19 protein-coding genes are annotated in these 19,948 nt (G+C 61.0%); 12 read left to right on the forward strand and 7 right to left on the reverse strand.

Translation table 11 applies throughout. From position 1 onward, the window contains the following. Positions 1 to 83 precede the first annotated feature (83 nt). The 5 genes from argE (at position 84) to NMG46_RS22795 (ending at position 5,229) form a co-directional block, all read left to right on the forward strand. A complete protein-coding gene (gene argE / locus NMG46_RS22775; RefSeq protein ID WP_254819773.1) occupies positions 84 to 1,208 on the forward strand; it encodes an acetylornithine deacetylase in 1,125 nt (374 codons plus the stop codon). Between the two features lie 16 nt (positions 1,209 to 1,224). Next, positions 1,225 to 2,148 carry a glyoxylate/hydroxypyruvate reductase A gene (locus NMG46_RS22780; protein ID WP_254819774.1) on the forward strand — a complete coding sequence of 308 codons (924 nt, stop codon included), beginning with the start codon at positions 1,225 to 1,227 and terminating at the stop codon, positions 2,146 to 2,148. A gap of 14 nt (positions 2,149 to 2,162) precedes the next feature. Continuing rightward, on the forward strand, positions 2,163 to 2,519 hold the full coding sequence (locus NMG46_RS22785) for a cupin domain-containing protein (protein ID WP_023678793.1): 357 nt from the start codon (positions 2,163 to 2,165) through the stop codon (positions 2,517 to 2,519). Between the two features lie 171 nt (positions 2,520 to 2,690). Then, positions 2,691 to 3,734, forward strand: coding sequence for a tartrate dehydrogenase (locus NMG46_RS22790; protein WP_254819775.1), 1,044 nt, complete (start codon positions 2,691 to 2,693; stop codon positions 3,732 to 3,734). Positions 3,735 to 3,753: 19 nt separating this feature from the next. Beyond that, positions 3,754 to 5,229, forward strand: coding sequence for an NAD-dependent succinate-semialdehyde dehydrogenase (locus NMG46_RS22795; RefSeq protein ID WP_254819776.1), 1,476 nt, complete (start codon positions 3,754 to 3,756; stop codon positions 5,227 to 5,229). 153 nt (positions 5,230 to 5,382) lie between these two features. Here the strand turns inward: NMG46_RS22795 and NMG46_RS22800 are convergent, their stop codons facing one another. Next, a complete protein-coding gene (locus NMG46_RS22800; protein WP_254819777.1) occupies positions 5,383 to 6,072 on the reverse strand; it encodes a haloacid dehalogenase type II in 690 nt (229 codons plus the stop codon). A 430-nt stretch (positions 6,073 to 6,502) separates the two neighbouring features. Here NMG46_RS22800 and NMG46_RS22805 point away from each other — a divergent pair, with 430 nt between their 5' ends. Then, positions 6,503 to 7,879: an aspartate aminotransferase family protein gene (locus tag NMG46_RS22805; RefSeq protein ID WP_254819778.1), complete on the forward strand. Its 1,377-nt coding sequence runs from the start codon at positions 6,503 to 6,505 to the stop codon at positions 7,877 to 7,879. Between the two features lie 192 nt (positions 7,880 to 8,071). On the opposite strand, the gene NMG46_RS30000 is transcribed toward NMG46_RS22805, so the two are convergent. The 6 genes from NMG46_RS30000 to NMG46_RS22830 all read right to left on the reverse strand — a co-directional run bounded on the left by NMG46_RS30000 (position 8,072) and on the right by NMG46_RS22830 (position 12,447). Further along, positions 8,072 to 8,449: a helix-turn-helix domain-containing protein gene (locus tag NMG46_RS30000; RefSeq protein WP_368389316.1), complete on the reverse strand. Its 378-nt coding sequence runs from the start codon at positions 8,447 to 8,449 to the stop codon at positions 8,072 to 8,074. Continuing rightward, the gene (locus tag NMG46_RS22810) at positions 8,403 to 8,819 is read right to left on the reverse strand and encodes a hypothetical protein (protein WP_254819779.1); all 417 of its coding nucleotides are present in this window, start codon (positions 8,817 to 8,819) and stop codon (positions 8,403 to 8,405) included. The genes NMG46_RS30000 and NMG46_RS22810 overlap by 47 nt, the downstream gene beginning before the upstream one ends. Before the next feature lie 104 nt (positions 8,820 to 8,923). Then, on the reverse strand, positions 8,924 to 9,244 hold the full coding sequence (locus NMG46_RS22815; protein WP_254819780.1) for a nucleotidyltransferase domain-containing protein: 321 nt from the start codon (positions 9,242 to 9,244) through the stop codon (positions 8,924 to 8,926). 232 nt (positions 9,245 to 9,476) lie between these two features. Continuing rightward, entirely contained in the window at positions 9,477 to 9,953 is a 477-nt protein-coding gene (locus NMG46_RS22820) for an Lrp/AsnC family transcriptional regulator (protein WP_023718597.1), read from the reverse strand. 10 nt (positions 9,954 to 9,963) lie between these two features. Continuing rightward, a complete protein-coding gene (locus NMG46_RS22825; RefSeq protein WP_254819781.1) occupies positions 9,964 to 11,037 on the reverse strand; it encodes a tartrate dehydrogenase in 1,074 nt (357 codons plus the stop codon). Positions 11,038 to 11,121: 84 nt separating this feature from the next. After that, positions 11,122 to 12,447 carry an FAD-binding oxidoreductase gene (locus tag NMG46_RS22830; protein ID WP_254819782.1) on the reverse strand — a complete coding sequence of 442 codons (1,326 nt, stop codon included), beginning with the start codon at positions 12,445 to 12,447 and terminating at the stop codon, positions 11,122 to 11,124. Between the two features lie 157 nt (positions 12,448 to 12,604). Here NMG46_RS22830 and NMG46_RS22835 point away from each other — a divergent pair, with 157 nt between their 5' ends. The 6 genes from NMG46_RS22835 (at position 12,605) to NMG46_RS22860 (ending at position 19,878) form a co-directional block, all read left to right on the forward strand. Further along, positions 12,605 to 12,772, forward strand: a complete 168-nt coding sequence (locus tag NMG46_RS22835; RefSeq protein WP_254819783.1) for a hypothetical protein — start codon at positions 12,605 to 12,607, stop codon at positions 12,770 to 12,772. A 451-nt stretch (positions 12,773 to 13,223) separates the two neighbouring features. Beyond that, positions 13,224 to 14,888, forward strand: coding sequence for an ABC transporter ATP-binding protein (locus tag NMG46_RS22840; protein ID WP_254819784.1), 1,665 nt, complete (start codon positions 13,224 to 13,226; stop codon positions 14,886 to 14,888). Positions 14,889 to 14,911: 23 nt separating this feature from the next. Further along, positions 14,912 to 16,582 (forward strand): peptide ABC transporter substrate-binding protein, encoded by a 1,671-nt coding sequence (locus NMG46_RS22845; protein ID WP_254819785.1) that lies wholly within the window; start codon positions 14,912 to 14,914, stop codon positions 16,580 to 16,582. Positions 16,583 to 16,664: 82 nt separating this feature from the next. After that, positions 16,665 to 17,615 (forward strand): ABC transporter permease, encoded by a 951-nt coding sequence (locus NMG46_RS22850; protein ID WP_254819786.1) that lies wholly within the window; start codon positions 16,665 to 16,667, stop codon positions 17,613 to 17,615. Positions 17,616 to 17,646: 31 nt separating this feature from the next. Further along, a complete protein-coding gene (locus NMG46_RS22855) occupies positions 17,647 to 18,525 on the forward strand; it encodes an ABC transporter permease (RefSeq protein WP_254819787.1) in 879 nt (292 codons plus the stop codon). Positions 18,526 to 18,567: 42 nt separating this feature from the next. Continuing rightward, positions 18,568 to 19,878 carry an FAD-binding oxidoreductase gene (locus tag NMG46_RS22860; RefSeq protein ID WP_254819788.1) on the forward strand — a complete coding sequence of 437 codons (1,311 nt, stop codon included), beginning with the start codon at positions 18,568 to 18,570 and terminating at the stop codon, positions 19,876 to 19,878. Positions 19,879 to 19,948: the final 70 nt, after the last annotated feature.

The following is a 19,948-nucleotide window of genomic DNA, read 5'->3' on the forward strand; positions in this document are numbered from 1 at the left end:
ATGACGCAATTCGGCAGCGAACTCTGCTGCCTGCGGATACGCTGGTTGCACCCGGTGATAATGTGCGATTAGAGCGGACCGCTATGAACGTGGAAGAAATCCTCGCGACGCTGATTGGATTTCCCTCTGTTGTGGGCACGCCAAACCGCGCGATCGTCGATTGGATCCGCGACTACTGTCAGGCAGCCGGAGCCGAGGTGACGGTTCTGCCCGGTCCCGAGGGCGACCGGTCCAACCTCTTCGTGACGATCGGCCCGCGCCAGGGTCGGGGCTACATCATCTCCGGACATATGGATGTTGTGCCGGCCGGCGAGCCGGAATGGAGCTCGGATCCGTTCGTCCTGCGCCGCGAGGGCGGCAGGCTATACGGCCGCGGCACCACCGACATGAAGGGCTTCCTCGCCTGCGCATTGGCCGCGCTCCCAGGACTTGCGGCGATGAACCTGCGGCAGCCAGTTCATCTCGCATTCTCCTATGACGAAGAGGCGGGGTGCCGTGGTGTGCCGCATCTCCTGGCCGCGTTGCCGAGCTTATGCGAGAGGCCGCTTGGCGCCATTGTCGGCGAGCCGAGCCGGATGCAGCCTGTGCGCGCGCACAAGGGGAAGGCCGCCGCGCGGCTCGAGGTGATGGGGCGATCCGGCCATTCCTCACGCCCCGATCTCGGACTCAATGCTGTGCACGCCATGGCCAGCGTCATCACATACGCCGTGGTCTACGGCCAGTCCCTCGCCGACGGGCCGCTCGATGAAAATTTCGAGCCCCCATATTCTTCCTTGCAGGTGGGCGTCATCGCCGGTGGACAGGCGGTCAACATCATCCCTGGCCAATGCACAGCCGATATCGAGGTGCGCGCCGTGCCCGGCGTTTCTCCAGCCTCCCTGCTTGAGCCTGTCAAGACCCGGCTTTTCGCCCTGCGAGACAGCGGCTTCGATGTGGCGTGGCACGAGTTGAGCACCTATCCCGCCCTCGCGCCCGCGAACGGGAGCGCGCTAGCGGCCGTTCTGACCGAGCTGACGGGGCAGGAGCCGCTCATAGCCGTCAGCTTCGGCACGGAGGCCGGGCTTTACCGGCAGGCCGGCATCGACGCGATCATTTGCGGTCCTGGCGACATCGGCCGTGCCCATCGTCCCAATGAGTATATCGAGATCGGTGAACTCGCCGCTTGCCGGAAGATGATCGAGGGGCTTGGCGCGCGTCTTGCGGCCTGAAGGAAGGGCGGTCGCCATGGCGTTTCTTTTCAATTCCGATGCGGCGCGTGCTGCGGTCTTCCGCGAGATATTCGCGCGCGAGCTCCCGGATCTGGAATTCTTCCATTCCGGAGATGAGATGGAGCCGGAGAAGGTGCGCTATCTCATCACCTGGACGGTGCCGGACGAGATCTCGCGCTACCGCAATCTGGAAGTGCTGTTTTCCATCGGCGCGGGCGTCGACCAGTTCAAGCAGGACGTAGTGCCAAGCCATGTGAAGCTTGTGCGCATGGTCGAGGACGGCATCATACGCATGATGCAGGAATACGTTGCGCTCGGCGTGTTGGCGCTCCACCGCGAGATGCCCGCTTATCTTGAGCAGCAGAAAAGATGCCTCTGGAAACCGATTGCCGCTCGACAGGCGGCCGAACGCCGGGTTGGCTTTCTCGGCCTTGGCATGCTGGCCCGCGCGGCTATCGAGCGCTTGAAGCCGTTCCAGTTTCAGCTTGCCGGGTGGAGCCGCAGCGAAAAGCGGATCGAGGACGTCGCCTGCTTTCACGGCACGGATCAACTCGCGGGCTTTCTGAAGCAAACGGATATTCTCGTCTGCCTGCTCCCGCTCACGGAACAAACGCACGGCATGCTCGATGCGGAGTTCTTCCACTTACTGCCCGCCGGGGCGCAGCTGCTGCATGTCGGCAGGGGTCCGCAACTGGACCAGGCCGCGCTGATCGACGCGCTCGACACCGGTCACGTATCTGCGGCGATGCTTGATGTCACCGATCCAGAACCGCTCCCGAAAGACCATCCGCTGTGGTCGCATCCGAAGGTGATGATAACGCCGCACATCGCCTCGGTGACGCAACCGCATACGGCGGCACAATCCGTTGTCGACAACATTCGGCGCCACCGCGCCGGAGAAGAACTGATCGGCCTCGTCGATCGGACACTCGGCTACTAACAAGGAAACATCACATGTCACTTCTGATCACGATCGACACAGTTCCAGACTTCGCGCCGAAGGAGGCATTACCGGCTCCGGAGCGGCTCATTTCGGGCAATCCATCCTTCAAGACCTGGGCGCAGGATGCCTCGAAAGGTGAGAAGGTTCTGACCGGCGTCTGGGAGGCGACGCCCGGCGAGACGCATTCGATCAAGGGCACTATCTACGAGTTCTGCCATATCGTTTCGGGTCTCGTCGAAATCGAGGAGAAGGGCGGTGAGACCAAGACTTACCGCGCCGGCGACAGTTTCGTGATGAAACCCGGTTTCGTCGGCGTCTGGCGCACGATCGAGACCGTACGCAAGATCTACGTCTGCGTTTATGACTGAGTTCAGTGCTGAAGGTCCGGCCGAATAGCGCGCGGTGGTTCCAGAACAATCGGCTTTCCAGGTTCCGCCTGACGCGATTCGACGCCGTCGGAGGGCTCAACCTCGACGGAAAATGCGGCGGGCGGTCGACTACTGTTCCGGTGACGCCAGTGCGAGTGAGGACCTCCATCCATGAAGACCTACAAGATAGCGCTGATCCCCGGCGACGGCATCGGCAAGGACGTGACGCAGGCGGCATGGCAGGTGCTGCAGGCGGCGGCTAAGCGGGGCGGCTTCGCCCTCGATGACACAAGATTCCCGTGGTCGTGCGCCTACTACCTGGAGACGGGTGCAATGATGCCGTCAGACGGCATCGATACACTCCGAAAATTCGATGCGATCTATCTCGGCGCTGTGGGCTGGTCCGCGGAAGTGCCCGACTCAGTATCGCTTCACGGACTGCTCCTGCCGATCCGGAAAGGCTTCACGCAGTACGCCAACATACGACCGCACCGGCTGTTGCCGGGCGTTCAGGGGCCCCTCCGCTCCGATGGTTTCGATATCCTGTGCATCCGCGAGAATACGGAAGGCGAATATTCCGGCGCCGGTGGGCGCGTTCATTCCGGCACGGCCGATGAGGTCGCGGTTGAGACTGCGATCTTTACGCGTACGGGTGTCGAACGGATCATCCGTTTCGGTTTCGAACAGGCGCGGGCGCGTCGCAAGAAGCTCGCATCTGTCACCAAATCCAACGCGCAGAAACACTCCATGGTTTTTTGGGATGAGGTCACGCGCGAGGTGGCGAAAGACTATGCCGACGTGGAGGTCTCGCACTACCACATCGACGCCATTGCCGCCCGCATGGTCCTGGTGCCGGAAAGCCTCGACGTAATCGTCGCATCGAACCTTTTCGGCGACATCCTCACCGATATTGGAGCGGCCATTCAGGGAGGGCTGGGTTACGCGGCCTCCGCCAATATCAATCCCGATCGCAGCGTGCCTTCCATGTTCGAGCCGGTCCATGGTTCGGCGCCCGACATCGCGCATCTCGGCGTCGCCAATCCGATCGCCGCGATCTGGTCCGGTGCCATGATGCTCGAGCATCTGGGCGAGGGGCACGCTGCGGCCGAAGTGATGTCGGCAATCGAGTCCGCAACCGCGCGGGGGATTGGCACGATCGCAGGCAAGGACAGGACCGAAACGATCACGCAGGCCGTGCTGGCAGGATTAAGCTGAAAGGGAAGAGGAAAAGACCATGAATGCGATGACCAAGAGTGGCATGTTCAACGACTCCGACCTTTTTCGCCAGCAGGCGCTGATTGGCGGTGTTTGGCGGGATGCGGAAACGAAGGGCGCGGTCGATGTCGTTGACCCTGCCAGCCAAAGTGTTCTCGGCACGGTTCCCGCAATGGGGGAGAACGAGACGAGAGCGGCAATCGATGCCGCGGCCGAGGCCTTCAAAGGCTGGAAGAAAAGGACGCATGCCGAGCGTGCAGGATTTCTGGAACGCTGGCACGACCTCATCCGCCAGCACGAACAGGATCTCGCGCTCCTGCTGACGCTGGAACAGGGCAAGCCGCTTGCCGAGGCGTTGGCAGAAATCCGCTACGGCGCATCTTTTGTGAAATGGTTCGCGGAGGAGGCGCGCCGGATCGGTGGCTCGACCATTCCGTCACCCACGGCCGACCGCCGCATTCTGGTGCTGAAAGAACCCGTCGGCGTCTGCGCCATCATCACGCCGTGGAATTTCCCCAACGCGATGATCGCACGCAAAGTAGCACCGGCGCTGGCCGCAGGTTGTACGGTTGTCATCAAGCCGTCGGAATTTACGCCATTCTCGGCGCTGGCGCTCGGCGTTCTGGCGGAACGGGCAGGTATCCCTGCAGGCGTGATCAACATTGTGACCGGCATGCCCGTCGAAATCGGCAACGAACTGACGGCCAATCAGACGGTGCGCAAGATCTCGTTCACCGGTTCGACGCGCGTCGGTGCGCTGCTCATGCGTGGCGCGTCCGATAGCATCAAGCGGCTGAGCCTGGAGCTTGGCGGCAACGCACCCTTTATCGTCTTTGATGACGCCGATCTGGATAAGGCAGTTGAAGGGGTGATCGCATCCAAGTTCCGCAATGGCGGTCAAACCTGCGTCTGCGCGAACCGGATTCTTGTGCAGGAAGGCGTTTACGACGCTTTCGCCGAAAAGCTGAGCCGGCGCGTCACGCGGATGAAGGTTGGCGCAGGGACCGATGAGGGCACTGAGATCGGCCCGATGATCAACGCAGCCGCGATCGACAAGATCGAGCGTCACATCGCCGATGCTCAGGCGAAAGGTGCGCAGATCATCGCCCAAAGCGAGACTATGCCGGAGGGTAAGCAATATGCACGGCCCGTCGTGCTGGGAGAAGCTACTGCGGGGATGCTCCTGGCATCGGAAGAGACGTTCGGTCCAGTGGCGCCGCTTTTTCGCTTCGAGACGGAGGAAGAGGCCATCGCCATTGCGAACGGTACGCCGTTCGGCCTTGCCGCCTACTTCTACACCGACAACCTCAAGCGCTCATGGCGTGTTGCCGAGGCGCTGGAGTTCGGTATGGTCGGGCTCAACACAGGCATGATCTCTACCGAGGTTGCGCCTTTCGGCGGAGTCAAGCAGTCAGGAGTGGGGCGCGAAGGATCGCAGCTCGGCATCGAGGAATATCTCGAGGTCAAGGCGCTTCATGTTGGCGGGCTTAACTAGTTATCTTGCACGCAGGTGGAAACACTTGCAGCTCTAAAGCGTTGGAACCACAAGAAAGGGGCGGTGAAAACCGCCCCTTTCTCTATCGCGACCAATGACTATTAACGTTTTGGGAGCGCCTCAGTCTGGTGCGACTGCGCCAGCAAACAAAGTTCAGGCGAATTCCCGAACAGGCTCCAGCCCGACGGCGCCGGCCAGACCCCCGATATCCTTGATTTCGGTATATTCGTAGAAGGGGTTCGCAGGTTCATGGCCGCGGTTCACCCAGACCTTGCTCTTGATGCCAAGATCATAAGCCGTCATGAGATCGTAGCGGAATGAAGACGACACATGTGTGATGTCCTCCGGGCCGCAGCCTAGCTTCTCGAGCATATATTCGAAGCCCTTCATCTGGGGCTTGTAGGCGCCGGTCTCCTCAGCCGTGATGACCATGTGAAAGGGTGCGCCGAGCTTTTCCACATTCGACATGATCAGGCTCTTCATGGAGTTCGACAGGATCACCAGCGGAATCTCCTTGGCGACCTTGGCCAGGCCCGCCGGTACATCCGGGTGCGGACCCCACGTCGGCGCTTCCGCATAGATGCGCTGGGCATCTTCGGGCCGGAATGCGACGCCGTTGCGCTTGCAGGTCCGTTCCACGGAATTGTGCACGACCTCGCCGTACGGCTTCCAGGCGCCAAGAACCTCGTCGAGGCGATAGGCCGAGAAATCCTTGATGAACTGCGCCATCCCAGCCGGGGAGAGCTGCGCGCCGAAAACGCGTCTCGCCGCACCGGCCATGTCGAAGTTGGTCAGCGTACCATAGCAGTCGAAGGTGATGTATTTCGGTCTGAACTGGGTCATGGGCGTCGATCCTTCCAATCCTGTCGGCACCGCGTGCCTTTAACAGCAAGGATCATAATGAGGACCGCAGAAGACTAGTCGCCGCATTCGATGCGCCCTGAAGCAGATTGTTTTGTATTGCGTGAGAGCTTTGGCAGAGAGTTGCGCCTGAGTTCGTTTCGAGCTTCGGCGGGAGCGCGATCCTTCAGCCGTGCGTCGGCATAAGATGCGGCGCCGGCGACAAAGGAAAGTCAAAACGCCCATCGCTCAGGTTCTGGTCGGGAGGAACTGCTGCCCGCGGCGGGGTATCTTCGGCCTAGGCGAATTCAGGCCCGAAATGAACCGTGACCGCGCAGCAGATCACGCTGGAAAACGAGCTGAAGGACGAAACCGCACCACACCGGACTTACGCTCTCGTAAGTCAGGCACTACGCTGAATCGGAGGAAGCAAATGCTGGCAAGCTCACTGATCGAACTCGATCGCGCACATCTGGTTCACCCGTTTTCCTGCTATCGAAGCCACGAGGAGACGGGCGTGCGGGTGCTCAAATCCGCCAAAGGCGCAACCGTGACCGATGCAAGCGGGAAAACCCTGCTGGACGGATTCGCCGGTCTATGGTGTGTAAATATCGGATATGGCCAGGAAAGCGTCATTGAAGCAGCGGCAAAGCAGCTAAGAGAGCTTCCCTATGCGACGGGATATTTCGGGTTGGGATCCGAGCCTGCCATTCGCCTTGCTGCCAGGCTTGCCGAGCTGGCGCCCGGCGATTTGAACCATGTCTATTTCACGCTTGGCGGCTCCGACGCGGTCGACAGTACGATCCGCTTCATTCGCTATTACTACCATGCCAAGGGTACGCCGCAAAAGGACCAGTTCATCTCGGTCGAGCACGGCTACCATGGATCCTCGACGGCAGGGTCAGGTCTGACAGCGATCCCGGCCTTTCACGCGGGTTTCGGCGTGCCTTACGACTGGCAGCACAAGATTCCCTCGCACTACGCCTATCGCAATCCAGTCGGTTCCGATCCGCAGGCGATCATCGGCGCATCGGTCGCGGCCCTGCGGGCCAAAATTGCAGAACTCGGCGCGGGCCGCGTTGCGGCCTTCTACGCCGAACCAATCCAGGGTTCGGGCGGTGTCCTCGTTCCTCCGACAGGTTGGCTGAAGGCTCTGCATGCCGTGTGCAAGGAACACGACATTCTGTTCGTTGCCGACGAAGTTATCACTGCGTTTGGCCGCACAGGCCCTCTCTTCGCCTGTGAGGAAGACGAGGTCGTGCCGGATTTCATGACCACGGCGAAGGGACTGACCTCGGGCTACGTGCCGATGGGCGCCGTCTTCATGTCGGACCATGTGTATAATACGATCGCGGACGGAGCCGGCAAGGCGGCTGTCGGCCATGGCTATACTTATTCGGCCCATCCCGTGAGCGCGGCCGTCGGGCTCGAATGCCTGCGTCTCTATGAAGATGGCCTGCTCGAGAACGGGCGGAAGGTGGGGAAGCGCTTAATGGAAGGCCTTCGCTCGCTCGGCGACCACCCGCTGGTTGGCGACGTTCGCGGTCGCGGCATGCTGGCAGCAATCGAGTTGGTCACCGATAAGGCACGCAAGACACCGCTGCCGGCGGCGGCCGATCCGGGGCGCCGCATCTTCGAGCGCGCGTGGGCAAACGGCCTTGTCATCCGTGCCTTCAACAGCGGCATCCTCGGCTTTGCGCCGCCGCTCTGCTGCACCGAGGACGATATCGATGGAATCCTCGAACGCACGCGGATGACGCTGGACCAAACACTCGAAGATAAGGATGTGCGGGCAGCGATGAAGGCATGATCAGCGGGCGCATTGCATTGACCAGGGCTAAACTCACGCCGTCCGGGTTTTTCGCATGTGTCCCGGCCTAAGTATCAGCCCAGACGCTTCTTTCTCCGCTGTACGAACGCTTGGCTCGGCGTCACCGAGGCTTCACGTCCGCCACTTGCCAAACCTGGTCAGCGGCGCACCACTGATCGACTTTTGCCCCTGTCACCCATCGCGCAGCAAAGATGATGGTCGGGCGATTTGTCTCCACGAATCGTCGACCTCGCATCGGCCATTCTGAAGCTCAGCGAGGTCGATCGTGACTCGTTGCACGGCGAGTTCGGGTCTCTTTGGCCTAGAGCCCGCCATTGAGACAATTCCCGCCCGCTCAAGGGCCGCCAAGGAGCGGGATACGTTCGGCTGCGGACGCGCCGCCAACCTGCACAATTCCGAGATGCTTTGCGGTCGATACCGATGGATCAGCGCCACCAGCCGACAATTCTCAGGGGTCAACGCCCGCAGAATCTCTTCCGGCGCACACGACTGAGCCATTGGTTCAGGGTCCACCAGATGCCCGGCCCCCTGAGCCGTCGCCGCCGCCATCACTGCCGTGCGTGTTTTCCTCAGTAAGAGTGCTTTCCAAGTAAACAATGGCCTCTACGAAAGACGGAAATGCCTCTTTTACCCTGTCGAGGCTTTCCTGCACCTTGTCGGTTTTCAGGTCAAAACCGTACCGATGCCTCACCAAGTGACGGAATCCCTTTAACTCACTCAAGGACTGATAAAGCTCGGGGTCGAGCACAGCCGGCCGGATGCCTGCAATTTCCGCCGACATCTGATCGAGCACGTCCTGGTGCATCGTAGGCCCTTGGGGAACGAGGCCGTCTATGTCGTTGGAGAGGCTGAGCAGGATGTCCTCGATGCTGTTGTAGCCATTGTGGACTCCCAGCGAACTGCTGCGATCGCGCCCCATTCGCCGAGTGACAGCTCACTCCGATTCGCCAGATATTCCTCGCTTGCTGCAGTTCCTTCGCAGCGCGGTCGATTTTTGGCGACAGTTTTGCGAACGCCGGATGCTTAAACGCTGCCATTAAGCAATTCCTGCACTCGTTCGGACGAAACGTCTGAGGCAAAGATCAGGTCATAGGGAATGTTCATTCCCCGAAGCTGGTCTGCGACCAAGCGCTCCACCATGGCCCGGCGCGCGGGATCAGTGCGTCCGTGCACCAGCAGATCTACGTCAGAGTGGACGCGGAAACGGTTTTTCGCGAGGGATCCGACAACAGAGATATCGACGCCGCGGGCTTTGGCGTCCCGGAGAATACGCGATACACAGGCTTGCGCAGTCATCCGGCGATCGTCAGCTCTTCGGTGGATCAAAGTGTCAATCTTGTTCATCTTTTCGCCTGTTGCCTTTGCTCCAACTGTGACCCGAGGCGAGATTGTCGCAACTCCGCAAGCTGTGCGCGCTACCTGCGTATACATCATTCATATTCAAGCCATTTGAGGACAGGGTGGCAATGACGGCCTCCCCCGAAACGTGACATCGTCATTCGACAAATGCCGCGCGCAACAAGATGGAGCTTGGCACGAGCGCCCGCCGCTTGAGGACCGAGCCGGAGCTGCATTCTCATTTGTCGAAAATGATGTCGAGAGGCAAATGGGATTTCACGATCGGTGACTTCAGCACGACGAAGCTGAAATATTTGTCGATTCCGATATCCAGTTCGATCATGCGCTCCATAATCGTCTGGTACTCGCTGATGCCTGCTGTGACAAACTTCACAAGATAGTCGTATCCGCCTGACACCAGATGGCATTCGATGACAGAATCGACTTTCTGAATTGCGGTGAGAAATCTCGCGAAGTCGTTCTGTTGATGGTGCTTGAGCGTGACTTCGGTGAAGATCGTTAGAGTCTGTCCGAGCTTGGACACGTCGATCTGGGCGGAATAGCCGGTGATGAAGCCTTCCGCCTGAAGCTTCTTCACCCGCATCAGGCAAGGGCTCGGCGAAAGGTTGACAAGGTCGGCAAGCTCGACATTCGTGACTCGCCCGTTCTTTTGCAGTTGGGATAAGATCTTGATGTCGATCTTGTCGAGCTTCATTGGAAACCTGTCACATGTTCGAACCGCGGATCGCTCGGCAGACGGCGTCCGTCACTTCCTGCGTGGTCGCTGTCCCTCCCACGTCCGGCGTCAGCACGCCTTCACTCGTCACCGTTTCCACAGCGCTCATCAACCGCAAGGCCGCTGCGCTCTCGCCCAGATGTTCGAGCATCTGGGCAGCGGTCCAGAAGGTGGCGACCGGGTTGGCAATACCCTTGCCGGCGATGTCGAATGCCGAGCCGTGAATTGGCTCGAACATCGAGGGATAGCGACGCTCGGGATCAATGTTGGCGGTCGGTGCAACGCCGAGACTGCCCGCGAGCGCGCCTGCAAGGTCCGACAATATGTCGGCGTGAAGATTGGTGGCGACGATCGTGTCGAGGCTCCGAGGTTTCAACGTCATACGCACTGTCATAGCATCGACTAGCATCTTGTCCCACGCGACGTCAGGGAACTCTTGCGCCACCTCGGCTGCGATTTCGTCCCACATTACCATGCCGTGACGCTGCGCGTTGGATTTCGTAACCACGGTCAGGAGCTTTCGCGGCCGTGACTGCGCCAGCCGGAATGCATAGCGCATGATGCGGGTGACGCCGACGCGCGTGAAGATCGCGACCTCGGTTCCGACCTCCTCGGGGAGGCCGCGATGGGCGCGGCCGCCGTGGCCCGAATACTCGCCCTCGGAATTCTCCCGCACGATCACCCAATCCAGATCGCCAGGGCCAACACCCGCCAGCGGAGAAACAATCCCGGGCAATATCCTTGTCGGCCGCACGTTCGCGTATTGATCGAAGCCTTGGCAAATCGGCAGCCGGAGGCCCCAGAGCGTGATATCGTCGGGCAGGTCGGGAGCGCCCACCGCGCCAAAGAAGATGGCGTCGAAGCGCTTCAGTTGCGCCACGCCATCTTCGGGCATCATCCGACCATGGGCCTTGTAGTAGTCTGAGCCCCAGTCGAAGTGCTGGACGCGCAGCTTGAAGTCGCCGCAGCGCTGCTGCAGCGCCTCAAGCGCCTGGAGACCTGCGGCAATCACCTCTGGGCCGATCCCGTCGGCAGGAATGGCGGCAATCTCATATTCGCGCATCGTTACTTCCCTGTTTTTTGGTGCTGGTCGCCTCGTGACCTCAATCTGGTGTGCGATCGGTTGTATGTTGGCAAGACGGTCTTCTCAGAATTCAGCGACCTTGCCCCACGCAGCGGCCTTCAGACGCTCGGGCCTATAAGGACGCGGATCGACAATAGGCTCGCTGCCTGTGATGATGTCAGCGATCATATGCCCCGCGCCGGGGCCAATCCCGAAGCCGTGACCGCTGAATCCCGCCGCCAGGATGAAGCCCGGAATCCCCTCCACTTCGCCGACTGCGGGAATGCCGTCGGGTGTACTGTCGATATAACCCGCCCACACATCGGAGATCGCGACCCGTTGGAGTTCGGGGATCAATTCGCAGGCTCTTCGATATGTCAGCCGAATCTGCCCCATGTCGGGCTTCGGGTCGAGAATCCGGTTCCGTTCCATTGGCGTGATGTCGTCGAGGGTCCATTTGCGCAGGCTTTCGTGGCCCTGACGCCAGCCCTCGAAGGCGCCCGGGGCGAGATTGCGCCAGCGGCGGGCGAACATCGGTACAAACTCGCGGCTGAACCTGAACTGTTGCGGCGTTGGATCGACACGCGCCCGACCGCTGATCGCCAGCGTATATCCACCGTTGCTGCGCCGCGTCAGGGAGATGCGAGCGGTATGCAGGGCATCTGGCAGACCGTTTGCGCCTGGCGCCACGGCCAGAATGGACTGACGCACGGCAGCTTGCGGAAAACGCACACCGAGCTGGTTGCAGAAGGAAGACGCCCACGCGCCCCCGGCCATGACCACGGTCTTTGTCCGGATGCTACCCGCTTCGGTCACGACAGCGCTCACCCGGCCGGCGCTCAATTCCAGCCCGCGCGCCGCGCAGTGCTGATGTACGGTGCCTCCCGCCGCCATGATGCCACGCGCCGCAACCGGCACTGCCTTGGAAGGGTCCGCCGTTCCGTCGGTTGGCGAGAACACGCCACCTTTCCATTTGCGGCGCGTCGCTCTGCCCCGTTCGGTGGCTTCTTCCGCGCTCAGCATGTGCGTGGTGACGCCGACCGTTCTCGCAAAATCGCGCCACTTTGCCCAGCCTGCCAGCTCATTTTCGTCTTGTGAGAGATAGAGGAGCCCGCAGCGGCGAAAGCCGGTGTCTTGGCTGGTCTCCTGTGCTACCTTCTCCCAGAGGTCGAGGCTCTTGGTCGCCATCGGCAGCTCACGCGCATCGCGGTTCTGCTGGCGGCACCAACCCCAGTTGCGGCTGGACTGCTCGGCCGCGATACGCCCCTTCTCCACCAGGGCGACCTTGAGGCCGCGGCGCGCCAGATAGTAAGCGCTGAACACGCCCACCACCCCGCCGCCGATGACGACGACGTCCGCCTCGCGAGGGAGGGAAGGGCTGCAGTCGATATGCATGAGCGGCGCGGGCATGGATGGGACTCCGGTAATTTGAAGCATCCTAACCTGCCGCCCGCAGAGGCAGACTGCGGAGTTTGTGCCTGGACGGAATTTCCTGCGTTTAGCAGCCCCCAAGACAGGCAATTATTGCGCGAAAAGCTCGCTGCGCGGGCAAGCGGGAGTACACTTCATGCAGTCGCGTCATCTGCGGCATGGGCGGCACACGGCGCAGTCGTCGAGCTTGATCGGCAGCGCCTTGGCCGACATTGCGATGGGCCGCACGGTCACCAATCCGTTTGGGCGCCATGGCCCGCAAATGGTGTCGATGTACACCGGAAAGCCTTGGTCCCATCCCTAGTGAGCGTATTGCCGAATGAAGGATATGGTTGCCGGATCCCGGTTTCCGCGCCGAAACGGGAACAGAGTGAAATGCCGAACTGGATGTTCTTTTCAGAAGTTCCTGCCGCCCGAGGGCCAAGTTTCGAAGACTCTGCGGAAACAGAACAGTCAAACTGGCTGCAAGAACGGAGCAACCCTTCCTTTTGGCAGGCAGGCTCCAGAGGACATTCGACAGGCAAGGCTTGCCCCTTCGGAGAGTTCTCCAAGAAAAAAGGGAACAGAGTCCGGTACACGGACCGGATTTCATAAGGAGCCGCCAGGATGAGCAGAGCCCGTCTCTCGCAGCCTCAGCGCGCGAAGCGCCGAGAAGGCCGGACTACGGCCGCTAGGGTCAGGCGCTTCTGCTCAAAGGGCGATGAAGCGGTCCGCAACAGGGTGGACGCGCTCGGTTGAAAGGGGAGGTGATCTCGATGATCGCAAGCATCCAGGCTGTAGCCCCCCACGATGTGGCGCTTTCGGTGCGCGACCTCACAGTGAATTTGCCGCAAGGCATGGAACGGACCCATGCTGTCAAGGACATTTCCTTCGATCTGAAACGCGGCCAGATCCTTTGCATCATAGGCGAGTCCGGATCGGGTAAGTCGGTGACGGCGAACGCGATCATGGGGCTTCTGCCGAAGGTGATCCGCCTCTCATCGGGTGTCATCCAGCTGGAAGGGATGAACATCGTTGGCATGTCGCCAGACAAGCTGCGCAACCTGCGTGGGCGGGTCGTGTCGATGATCTTTCAGGACCCGCTCTCGGCGCTCAATCCCCTGATGACGGTGGGCGCGCAGATTGACGAGGTCATGGCCGCGCACGGCTTCGGCACGCCACAAACCTGTCGCAACCGCGCAATCGAACTGCTCACTGAAGTAGGCCTGCCAGATCCCGAACTCATGTATTACCAGTACCCGTTCCGGCTTTCGGGCGGGCAGCGCCAGCGCGTCATGATCGCCATGGCCTTGGCGCTCGAGCCGACGGTTCTGATTGCGGATGAGCCGACCACTGCGCTCGACGTCACCACCCAGGCTCAGATCCTGCAACTGATCCGTGACATTCAGCGGCGCAAGGGCATGAGCGTGATGTTCATCACCCACGATTTCGGCGTGGTGGCCGAGATCGCCGACAGCGTCGTGGTGATGGAGAAGGGCCATGTCGTCGAACAAGGCAGCGCCGAGCAGGTGTTGAAGTCGCCCAAGCACCCTTATACCCAGCGCCTGATTGCAGCCGTACCGCATTTGACCGGCGAAGATCGCCCTCGTCCGGAGGCTGCCAGCAACGAGCCGATCCTGAAGGTTGAGGGTCTGGTGAAGACCTATCGCGGTGGCAGCGCGCTGTTCGGCGCGCAACGGACTGTGACAGCGGTCAACGAGGTTTCGTTCGAACTGGCGCCCGGCCGCACGCTTGGGGTCGTAGGCGAGAGCGGTTCGGGGAAATCGTCGCTGGGCCGGCTGCTGATCAAGCTGCTGGACAGTGACGGCGGCGGGATCTTGTTTGAGGGCTGTGACATAGCCAAGCTTTCCGAAGCGAAGTTCCGCCCGCTTCGACCGAGGATCCAGATGATCTTCCAGGATCCCTTCGCTTCTCTGAACCCACGCTCGACGGTCGGTCACATCATGACGGTAGGCCCGCTGGCGCACGGGATGCCTTATGTCCAAGCGCGCGATGAAGCGCGTGCGCTTCTGGCCCATGTCGGTCTCGATGCCGGCGCTTTTGGCCGCTACCCGCACGAGTTCTCGGGTGGGCAACGCCAGCGCATCGGCATCGCTCGTGCGCTGATGTTCAAGCCGAAGCTGTTGATTGCCGACGAGGCGGTCTCCGCACTCGACGTGTCGATCCAGGCGCAGATCCTGCAGCTTCTGGACCAGATCCAGCGCGAGACGGGCGTGTCGATGGTCTTCATCACGCACGACCTGCGCGTCGCCAGCCAGATCTGCGACGAAATCGCAGTGATGCAGACGGGCCGGATCGTCGAGCGCGGACCGCCCTCGCAAATATTCCTGAACCCGCAAGCAGCCTACACGCGCCAACTGGTAGCGGCGATTCCAGGAGAGCGGCCGGGCAATGCCGGTCCAGTAGCAGCAAACGCATAAGAAATAACAAGAGAGGAACTACCATGACCAAAAATTCATCGACTACGTCCAACTACTCGAGGCGCGAAGCGCTGCGACTGATGGCGATAGGTGGGGCTGCAGGCCTCATCGCGCCCAATCTGTTGGGCAAGCCCGCCTTCGCCAAGACCCCTCCGGCAGGGCCGGCCGGGCGCGTCGTCGTCGGCCTCTCCCAAGAGCCGACCGTGTTCAATCCGCTGATGGCGCATATCGAAGTCGATGACGCGATCCATTTCTCGGTTTTCGACGCGCTGGTCCGCATGGATCCCCAAGGTGGCCTACATCCAAACCTCGCGGCCGAGGTGCCAAGCCAGAAGAACGGCGGCATTTCGGAGGACGGTCTCAACTGGCGCATCCGGTTGCGTGACAATGCCCGCTGGCACGACGGTGAGCCCTTCACGGCCGAAGACGTGAAATTCACCCTTGAGCTCATCACGAACCCGAAGTTTCGGGCTTGGCGCACGAGCGGCCATTCGCTCGTGCAGGACATCACAGTGGTTTCGCCCACCGAGATCACATGGCGGATGAAGGAGGCCTTCGCGCCCTATCTTTCGTTCTTGGCCGAAACCTTCATCGTGCCCAAGCACATTCTGGGGAAAGAAGCCGATCCGAATACAGCCGCGTTCAACCAGGCGCCGGTCGGCACCGGAGCATTCAAATGGGGCCAGCGTGTTGCGGGCGATCATATCGAGCTCGTCGCCAATCCTGAGTACGCCGGCGAAGGTCCCTATGTCGAGCAGCTCATCTTCAAATACATCCCCGACATGACCGTGCTCTACACTCAGTTCAAGAGCGGCGACGTGGACCTTGTCGATCAGTCGTTCATCACCGCCGACCATTATACTGAAGCCCGCGAACTGCCAGACCGCGTAGTGACACTGGAGACAGGGGCATCCCTGGAGTCGATCTACCTCAATTTGGGCCGCCCGCAGTTCAAGGACCTGGCAGTGCGCCAGGCGCTCTACGCCGCGTTGGACAGGAAGGCGATTGTCGACACGATCTATTACGGGGTGGGTACCCTCACCGAGACCTTCATGCCGAAGGAGTCCTACTACTATGACCCGAACCTGCCGGTTCAGGAATTCAATCTGGACCGGGCGCGCCAAATCCTCGATGAGGCCGGCTGGGTGCCGGGACCGGATGGAATCCGCGCCAAGGATGGGGTGCGACTGTCCTTCTCGAACTCGACAACTTCCGGCAACAACCTGCGCGAGCAGACGCAGCAGTTCCTGCAGCAGACGTTTGCCGAGATAGGCGTCGAGATGACGATCTCGAATTTGCCGGCTGCAGTCATGTGGGGCGAGTTCTGGCTGAAATCGCAATTCGACACCGCCATGGTGGGCGTCACCTATCTGATTGCCGCGGACCCCGACGCCACAAACCGGCTCCATACGAAGGCAATCGCCGCTCAAGGCGGACACGGTTCGAACACCGGGCAATATTCCAATCCTGAGGTCGATGCTCTGCTCGAAAAAGGTGCTCGCAGCTTCGATCCGGAAGAACGGCGCGCGATCTACAATCGTGTGCAGGAAGTCGTGCGCCACGATCTGCCCTTCCTGCCGCTGTTCGCGTACTCAATCGTCCTCGGGCGCAAGAAGGGGTTGGACGGCTTCGAGCCCAACGCCAACACCCGCACCGCGTCGTGGAATGCCGCGGCCTGGAAGTGGAAGGCCTAGACGCAGTTGCCGCCGCCCAGCCCGATTCCGCCGCGGCGGCGGCAACAGACGAAAATCATCAACCCACAATGGAGGGACTCGAATGCGCGGCTTCCTGCTCAATCGCCTCTTGCAGAGCCTGGTGCTGCTTGTGATCGTTTCGATCATCGGCTTCGGCATTCTGAACCTCCTTCCCGGCGGCCCGCTAGCCCAATTCGGGCTCGATCCCGGAATGACCCAGCAGGATATCGAGCGTCTCAAGGGGCTGCTGGGCCTCGATCGTCCTATATGGATCCAATATCTGGACTGGGCATGGCGGCTGGTGCGGGGCGACTGGGGTCACTCCTTCCGCGACGGAGCGCCGGTCTTGGACGTCATAGGCAGCCATCTCTTTGCCACGCTGCTGCTGATGGGTTCCTCAACCGTGATTGCAATCTCCATTGGCGCCTGGATCGGAATCCGCGGCGCCACGCGCCGCTACTCGCTGTTCGACTATCTTGCAACTGTCGGCGCCATGGTCGCCTTGTCGGTCCCCACCTTCTGGTTCGGACTCGTCGGCATCTACGTCTTTTCCCTGAAGCTGGGCTGGCTGCCCGCGGGCAATATGTCCGAGATCGGCGATGCCTCGATCCTGGGCTATCTCCACCATCTGATCCTGCCAAGTATCGTGCTGTCGCTGGTCCATGTCGCGATCTGGAGCCGCTACATGCGGACGGCGACTCTCGACGCCATTAGCCAGGACTTCGTCAAGACGGCCCGGGCCAAAGGGTTGAGTGAACGCCGGATTCTGATGAAGCATGTCGTCGGCAACGCACTTTTGCCGATGATTACCTTGGCCGGGATGCAGCTTCCCAGCGTCCTTACCGGCGCGCTCGTGACCGAAACCGTCTTTACCTGGCCAGGAATGGGACGGTTGTTCCTCGATAGCCTTGGTTACAGCGACTATCCGGTTGTGATGGGGCTGCTGATGTTCTCCGCCATCCTCGTTCTGCTTGGAAACCTGATCGCCGACATTGTCGTCGCTATTGTCGATCCGCGCATTCGCTTGGCTTGAGCGCGCAACTTCCCGACAGGAGACAGCCGATATGACCGCTCTCACCGCAAATGCAGCTCCAAGCCGATGGAGTAACAACCGCGCGGCACGTCGTTTCATGCGTCATCGCTTGGCGCTGCTCGGGTTGGCGATGATCATCTTCCTGAGCCTCGCTTGCGTCCTCGGCCCCCATCTCCTGCCTTATGACTCACTGTATATCGATCTGCGGGCCCGCTTTGCCCCTCCGCTGACGGGCTACCACTTTCTAGGTACCGATCCGCTTGGCCGCGACGTGGCGGCAAGGCTTTTGATGGCGGGACGAATCTCGCTGCTGGTGGGTTTCTTTGCCATGGTTTTGTCGACGCTCATCGGCACGCTGGTCGGCGTAATTGCCGGCTATCGCGGCGGCTGGGTCGGGGCCACGCTGATGCGCACGGTCGATGGTTTCCTGTCATTCCCATCGATCTTTCTGCTGCTGGCGCTGGCTGCCGCACTGAAGCCCAGTCCTGTGATGATCACCGTCATTATCGCCCTCACCAGCTGGATGGAGGTTGCCCGCATAGTCGAAGCCGAAGTCCGCTCGTTACGCGAACGCGAGTTCGTCCTGGCCGGGCGAATGCTGGGATTGAGTGGCACCCACATCATGTTCCGCGAGATACTGCCCAACGCCATGGGGCCGATTATCGTTGCTTCCACCTTGACGGTCGCGCGCGCCATTCTCATGGAAGCCTACATCAGTTTCCTCGGCTACGGGATCCAGCCGCCACTGCCCAGCTGGGGCAACATGCTCAATGGCGCCCAGCAATATCTGGGCAGCGCACCCTGGCTGGCAATCATTCCCGGAGCTGCAATCACGATCGCGGTAACCAGTTTCAACTTCATCGGTGACGGGCTGCGTGATGCGCTCGACGTCCGAGACGACCACATCTGAAGTTTCACCGACCGTAGATCACCCCAGCGAGAAGTCAGCCCCGTGCAAGAGCCTCATATCGCCGACAAGAACACACCCTACTGGTGGGAAGCAGCGCCCGTCATGCCGCTGCCGCGGCAGCCCCTCGCAAAGAAGCTTGACGTGGCAATCGTCGGCGCCGGTTATGCCGGTCTTTCGGCGGGGCTTGTGCTGGCGCGCGAAGGACGCTCGGTCGCAGCTTTTGACGCAATGAATCCGGGCGAGGGTGCTTCCACCCGCAACGGCGGGATTACGAGCGCGAGCATCCGGCCCGACTATGCCACGATCACCCGGCGCTTCGGGGAAGAGAAAGCCATGGCGATCGAGGCCGAGGGAAAGGTCGCACGCGAATTCCTCTACGACTTCATCAAGACCGAAGGGCTCGACTGCGACTTCCGACTGGTTGGCCAATTCAAGGGCGCTTTCGGATATGAACAGTATGAGAAGATGGCGCGCGGCGCCGAGACGCTGGCGAAGAAACTGGGGATCGAGTCCTACGCGGTTCCGCATGCGGAGCAGCGAAATTATATCGGCACCGACTTCTACCGCGGCGGAACCGTTCGGATGGACATTGGCGGGCTGCACCCCGCAAAATTCCATGCTGAGCTCCTGCGGGTGGCGCTCGCATCCGGGTTGACGGTCCATTCGCATACAGTGGTCAAGTCGATCGAGAGGAACGGTTCGGGGTTCCGCGTCGCGACTTCGGCGGGGACGGTGGACGCACGGCAGGTTCTGGTCTGTACCAACGGCTATACCGACGGCGCTGCTCCCTTCCTGCGCCGCCGCCTGGTTCCGGTCCGCAGCCGGATCATCGTCACCGAGGAACTTGCGCCCGATGTCATGGCGCAACTGATGCCGAAGCTGATGACGGTCACCGAGAACCGGCAACTCGGTTTCTATTATCGTCCCTCGCCCGACGGAAAACGTATCCTGCTGGGGGGCCGTGACAGTTCCCGCGTCGGCGATCCGGCGGCGCCGAAACTTCTCCTTCGCAAGGGCCTGGTGAACCTTTTCCCGGAGTTGGAGAACGTGCGCCTTTCGCATTGCTGGTTCGGCAATGTGGCGATGAACCGAGACATGCTGCCGCGCATCTTCGAGACGGACGGCGTGGTCTATGCAACTGGCTTCTGCGGTTCGGGCGTGGTCTGGGCGCCATGGATTGGCATGCGTGCGGCCCACAAGTTGATGGGGCATGGCGAGCAGTCGCGCACTGCGTTCGACTTTCGACCGCCTTCGGCCGTCCCGCTCTATCGTGGCAATCCATGGTTCATGCCGGCGATTATTCAGGGCTATCGGTTGCAGGACCGTCTCGCCTTCTGGCGCGCCAGACGCTAGTCGCCGACATCGGGGGCGATCCGTGGTTCATGCGGGGCACCCCTTTGGCGCGCCTGCCGCTGATACGACT

Origin of the sequence: Mesorhizobium sp. LMG 17147 (assembly GCF_024297145.1) — a bacterium.
Taxonomy (GTDB): Bacteria; Pseudomonadota; Alphaproteobacteria; order Rhizobiales; family Rhizobiaceae; genus Mesorhizobium.

What these genes read in the sequence shown, in the direction of transcription:
- argE (WP_254819773.1), top strand. Translation starts at nt 84, where the DNA reads ATGAACGTGGAAGAAATCCTCGCGACGCTGATTGGATTTCCCTCTGTT.
- NMG46_RS22840 (WP_254819784.1), top strand. Translation starts at nt 13,224, where the DNA reads ATGATCGCAAGCATCCAGGCTGTAGCCCCCCACGATGTGGCGCTTTCG.
- NMG46_RS22845 (WP_254819785.1), top strand. Translation starts at nt 14,912, where the DNA reads ATGACCAAAAATTCATCGACTACGTCCAACTACTCGAGGCGCGAAGCG.
- NMG46_RS22800 (WP_254819777.1), bottom strand. Translation starts at nt 6,072, where the DNA reads ATGACCCAGTTCAGACCGAAATACATCACCTTCGACTGCTATGGTACG.
- NMG46_RS22850 (WP_254819786.1), top strand. Translation starts at nt 16,665, where the DNA reads ATGCGCGGCTTCCTGCTCAATCGCCTCTTGCAGAGCCTGGTGCTGCTT.
- NMG46_RS22830 (WP_254819782.1), bottom strand. Translation starts at nt 12,447, where the DNA reads ATGCCCGCGCCGCTCATGCATATCGACTGCAGCCCTTCCCTCCCTCGC.
- NMG46_RS22835 (WP_254819783.1), top strand. Translation starts at nt 12,605, where the DNA reads ATGCAGTCGCGTCATCTGCGGCATGGGCGGCACACGGCGCAGTCGTCG.
- NMG46_RS22810 (WP_254819779.1), bottom strand. Translation starts at nt 8,819, where the DNA reads ATGGGGCGCGATCGCAGCAGTTCGCTGGGAGTCCACAATGGCTACAAC.
- NMG46_RS22855 (WP_254819787.1), top strand. Translation starts at nt 17,647, where the DNA reads ATGACCGCTCTCACCGCAAATGCAGCTCCAAGCCGATGGAGTAACAAC.
- NMG46_RS22795 (WP_254819776.1), top strand. Translation starts at nt 3,754, where the DNA reads ATGAATGCGATGACCAAGAGTGGCATGTTCAACGACTCCGACCTTTTT.
- NMG46_RS30000 (WP_368389316.1), bottom strand. Translation starts at nt 8,449, where the DNA reads ATGGCGGCGGCGACGGCTCAGGGGGCCGGGCATCTGGTGGACCCTGAA.
- NMG46_RS22820 (WP_023718597.1), bottom strand. Translation starts at nt 9,953, where the DNA reads ATGAAGCTCGACAAGATCGACATCAAGATCTTATCCCAACTGCAAAAG.
- NMG46_RS22790 (WP_254819775.1), top strand. Translation starts at nt 2,691, where the DNA reads ATGAAGACCTACAAGATAGCGCTGATCCCCGGCGACGGCATCGGCAAG.
- NMG46_RS22815 (WP_254819780.1), bottom strand. Translation starts at nt 9,244, where the DNA reads ATGAACAAGATTGACACTTTGATCCACCGAAGAGCTGACGATCGCCGG.
- NMG46_RS22825 (WP_254819781.1), bottom strand. Translation starts at nt 11,037, where the DNA reads ATGCGCGAATATGAGATTGCCGCCATTCCTGCCGACGGGATCGGCCCA.
- NMG46_RS22780 (WP_254819774.1), top strand. Translation starts at nt 1,225, where the DNA reads ATGGCGTTTCTTTTCAATTCCGATGCGGCGCGTGCTGCGGTCTTCCGC.
- NMG46_RS22805 (WP_254819778.1), top strand. Translation starts at nt 6,503, where the DNA reads ATGCTGGCAAGCTCACTGATCGAACTCGATCGCGCACATCTGGTTCAC.
- NMG46_RS22785 (WP_023678793.1), top strand. Translation starts at nt 2,163, where the DNA reads ATGTCACTTCTGATCACGATCGACACAGTTCCAGACTTCGCGCCGAAG.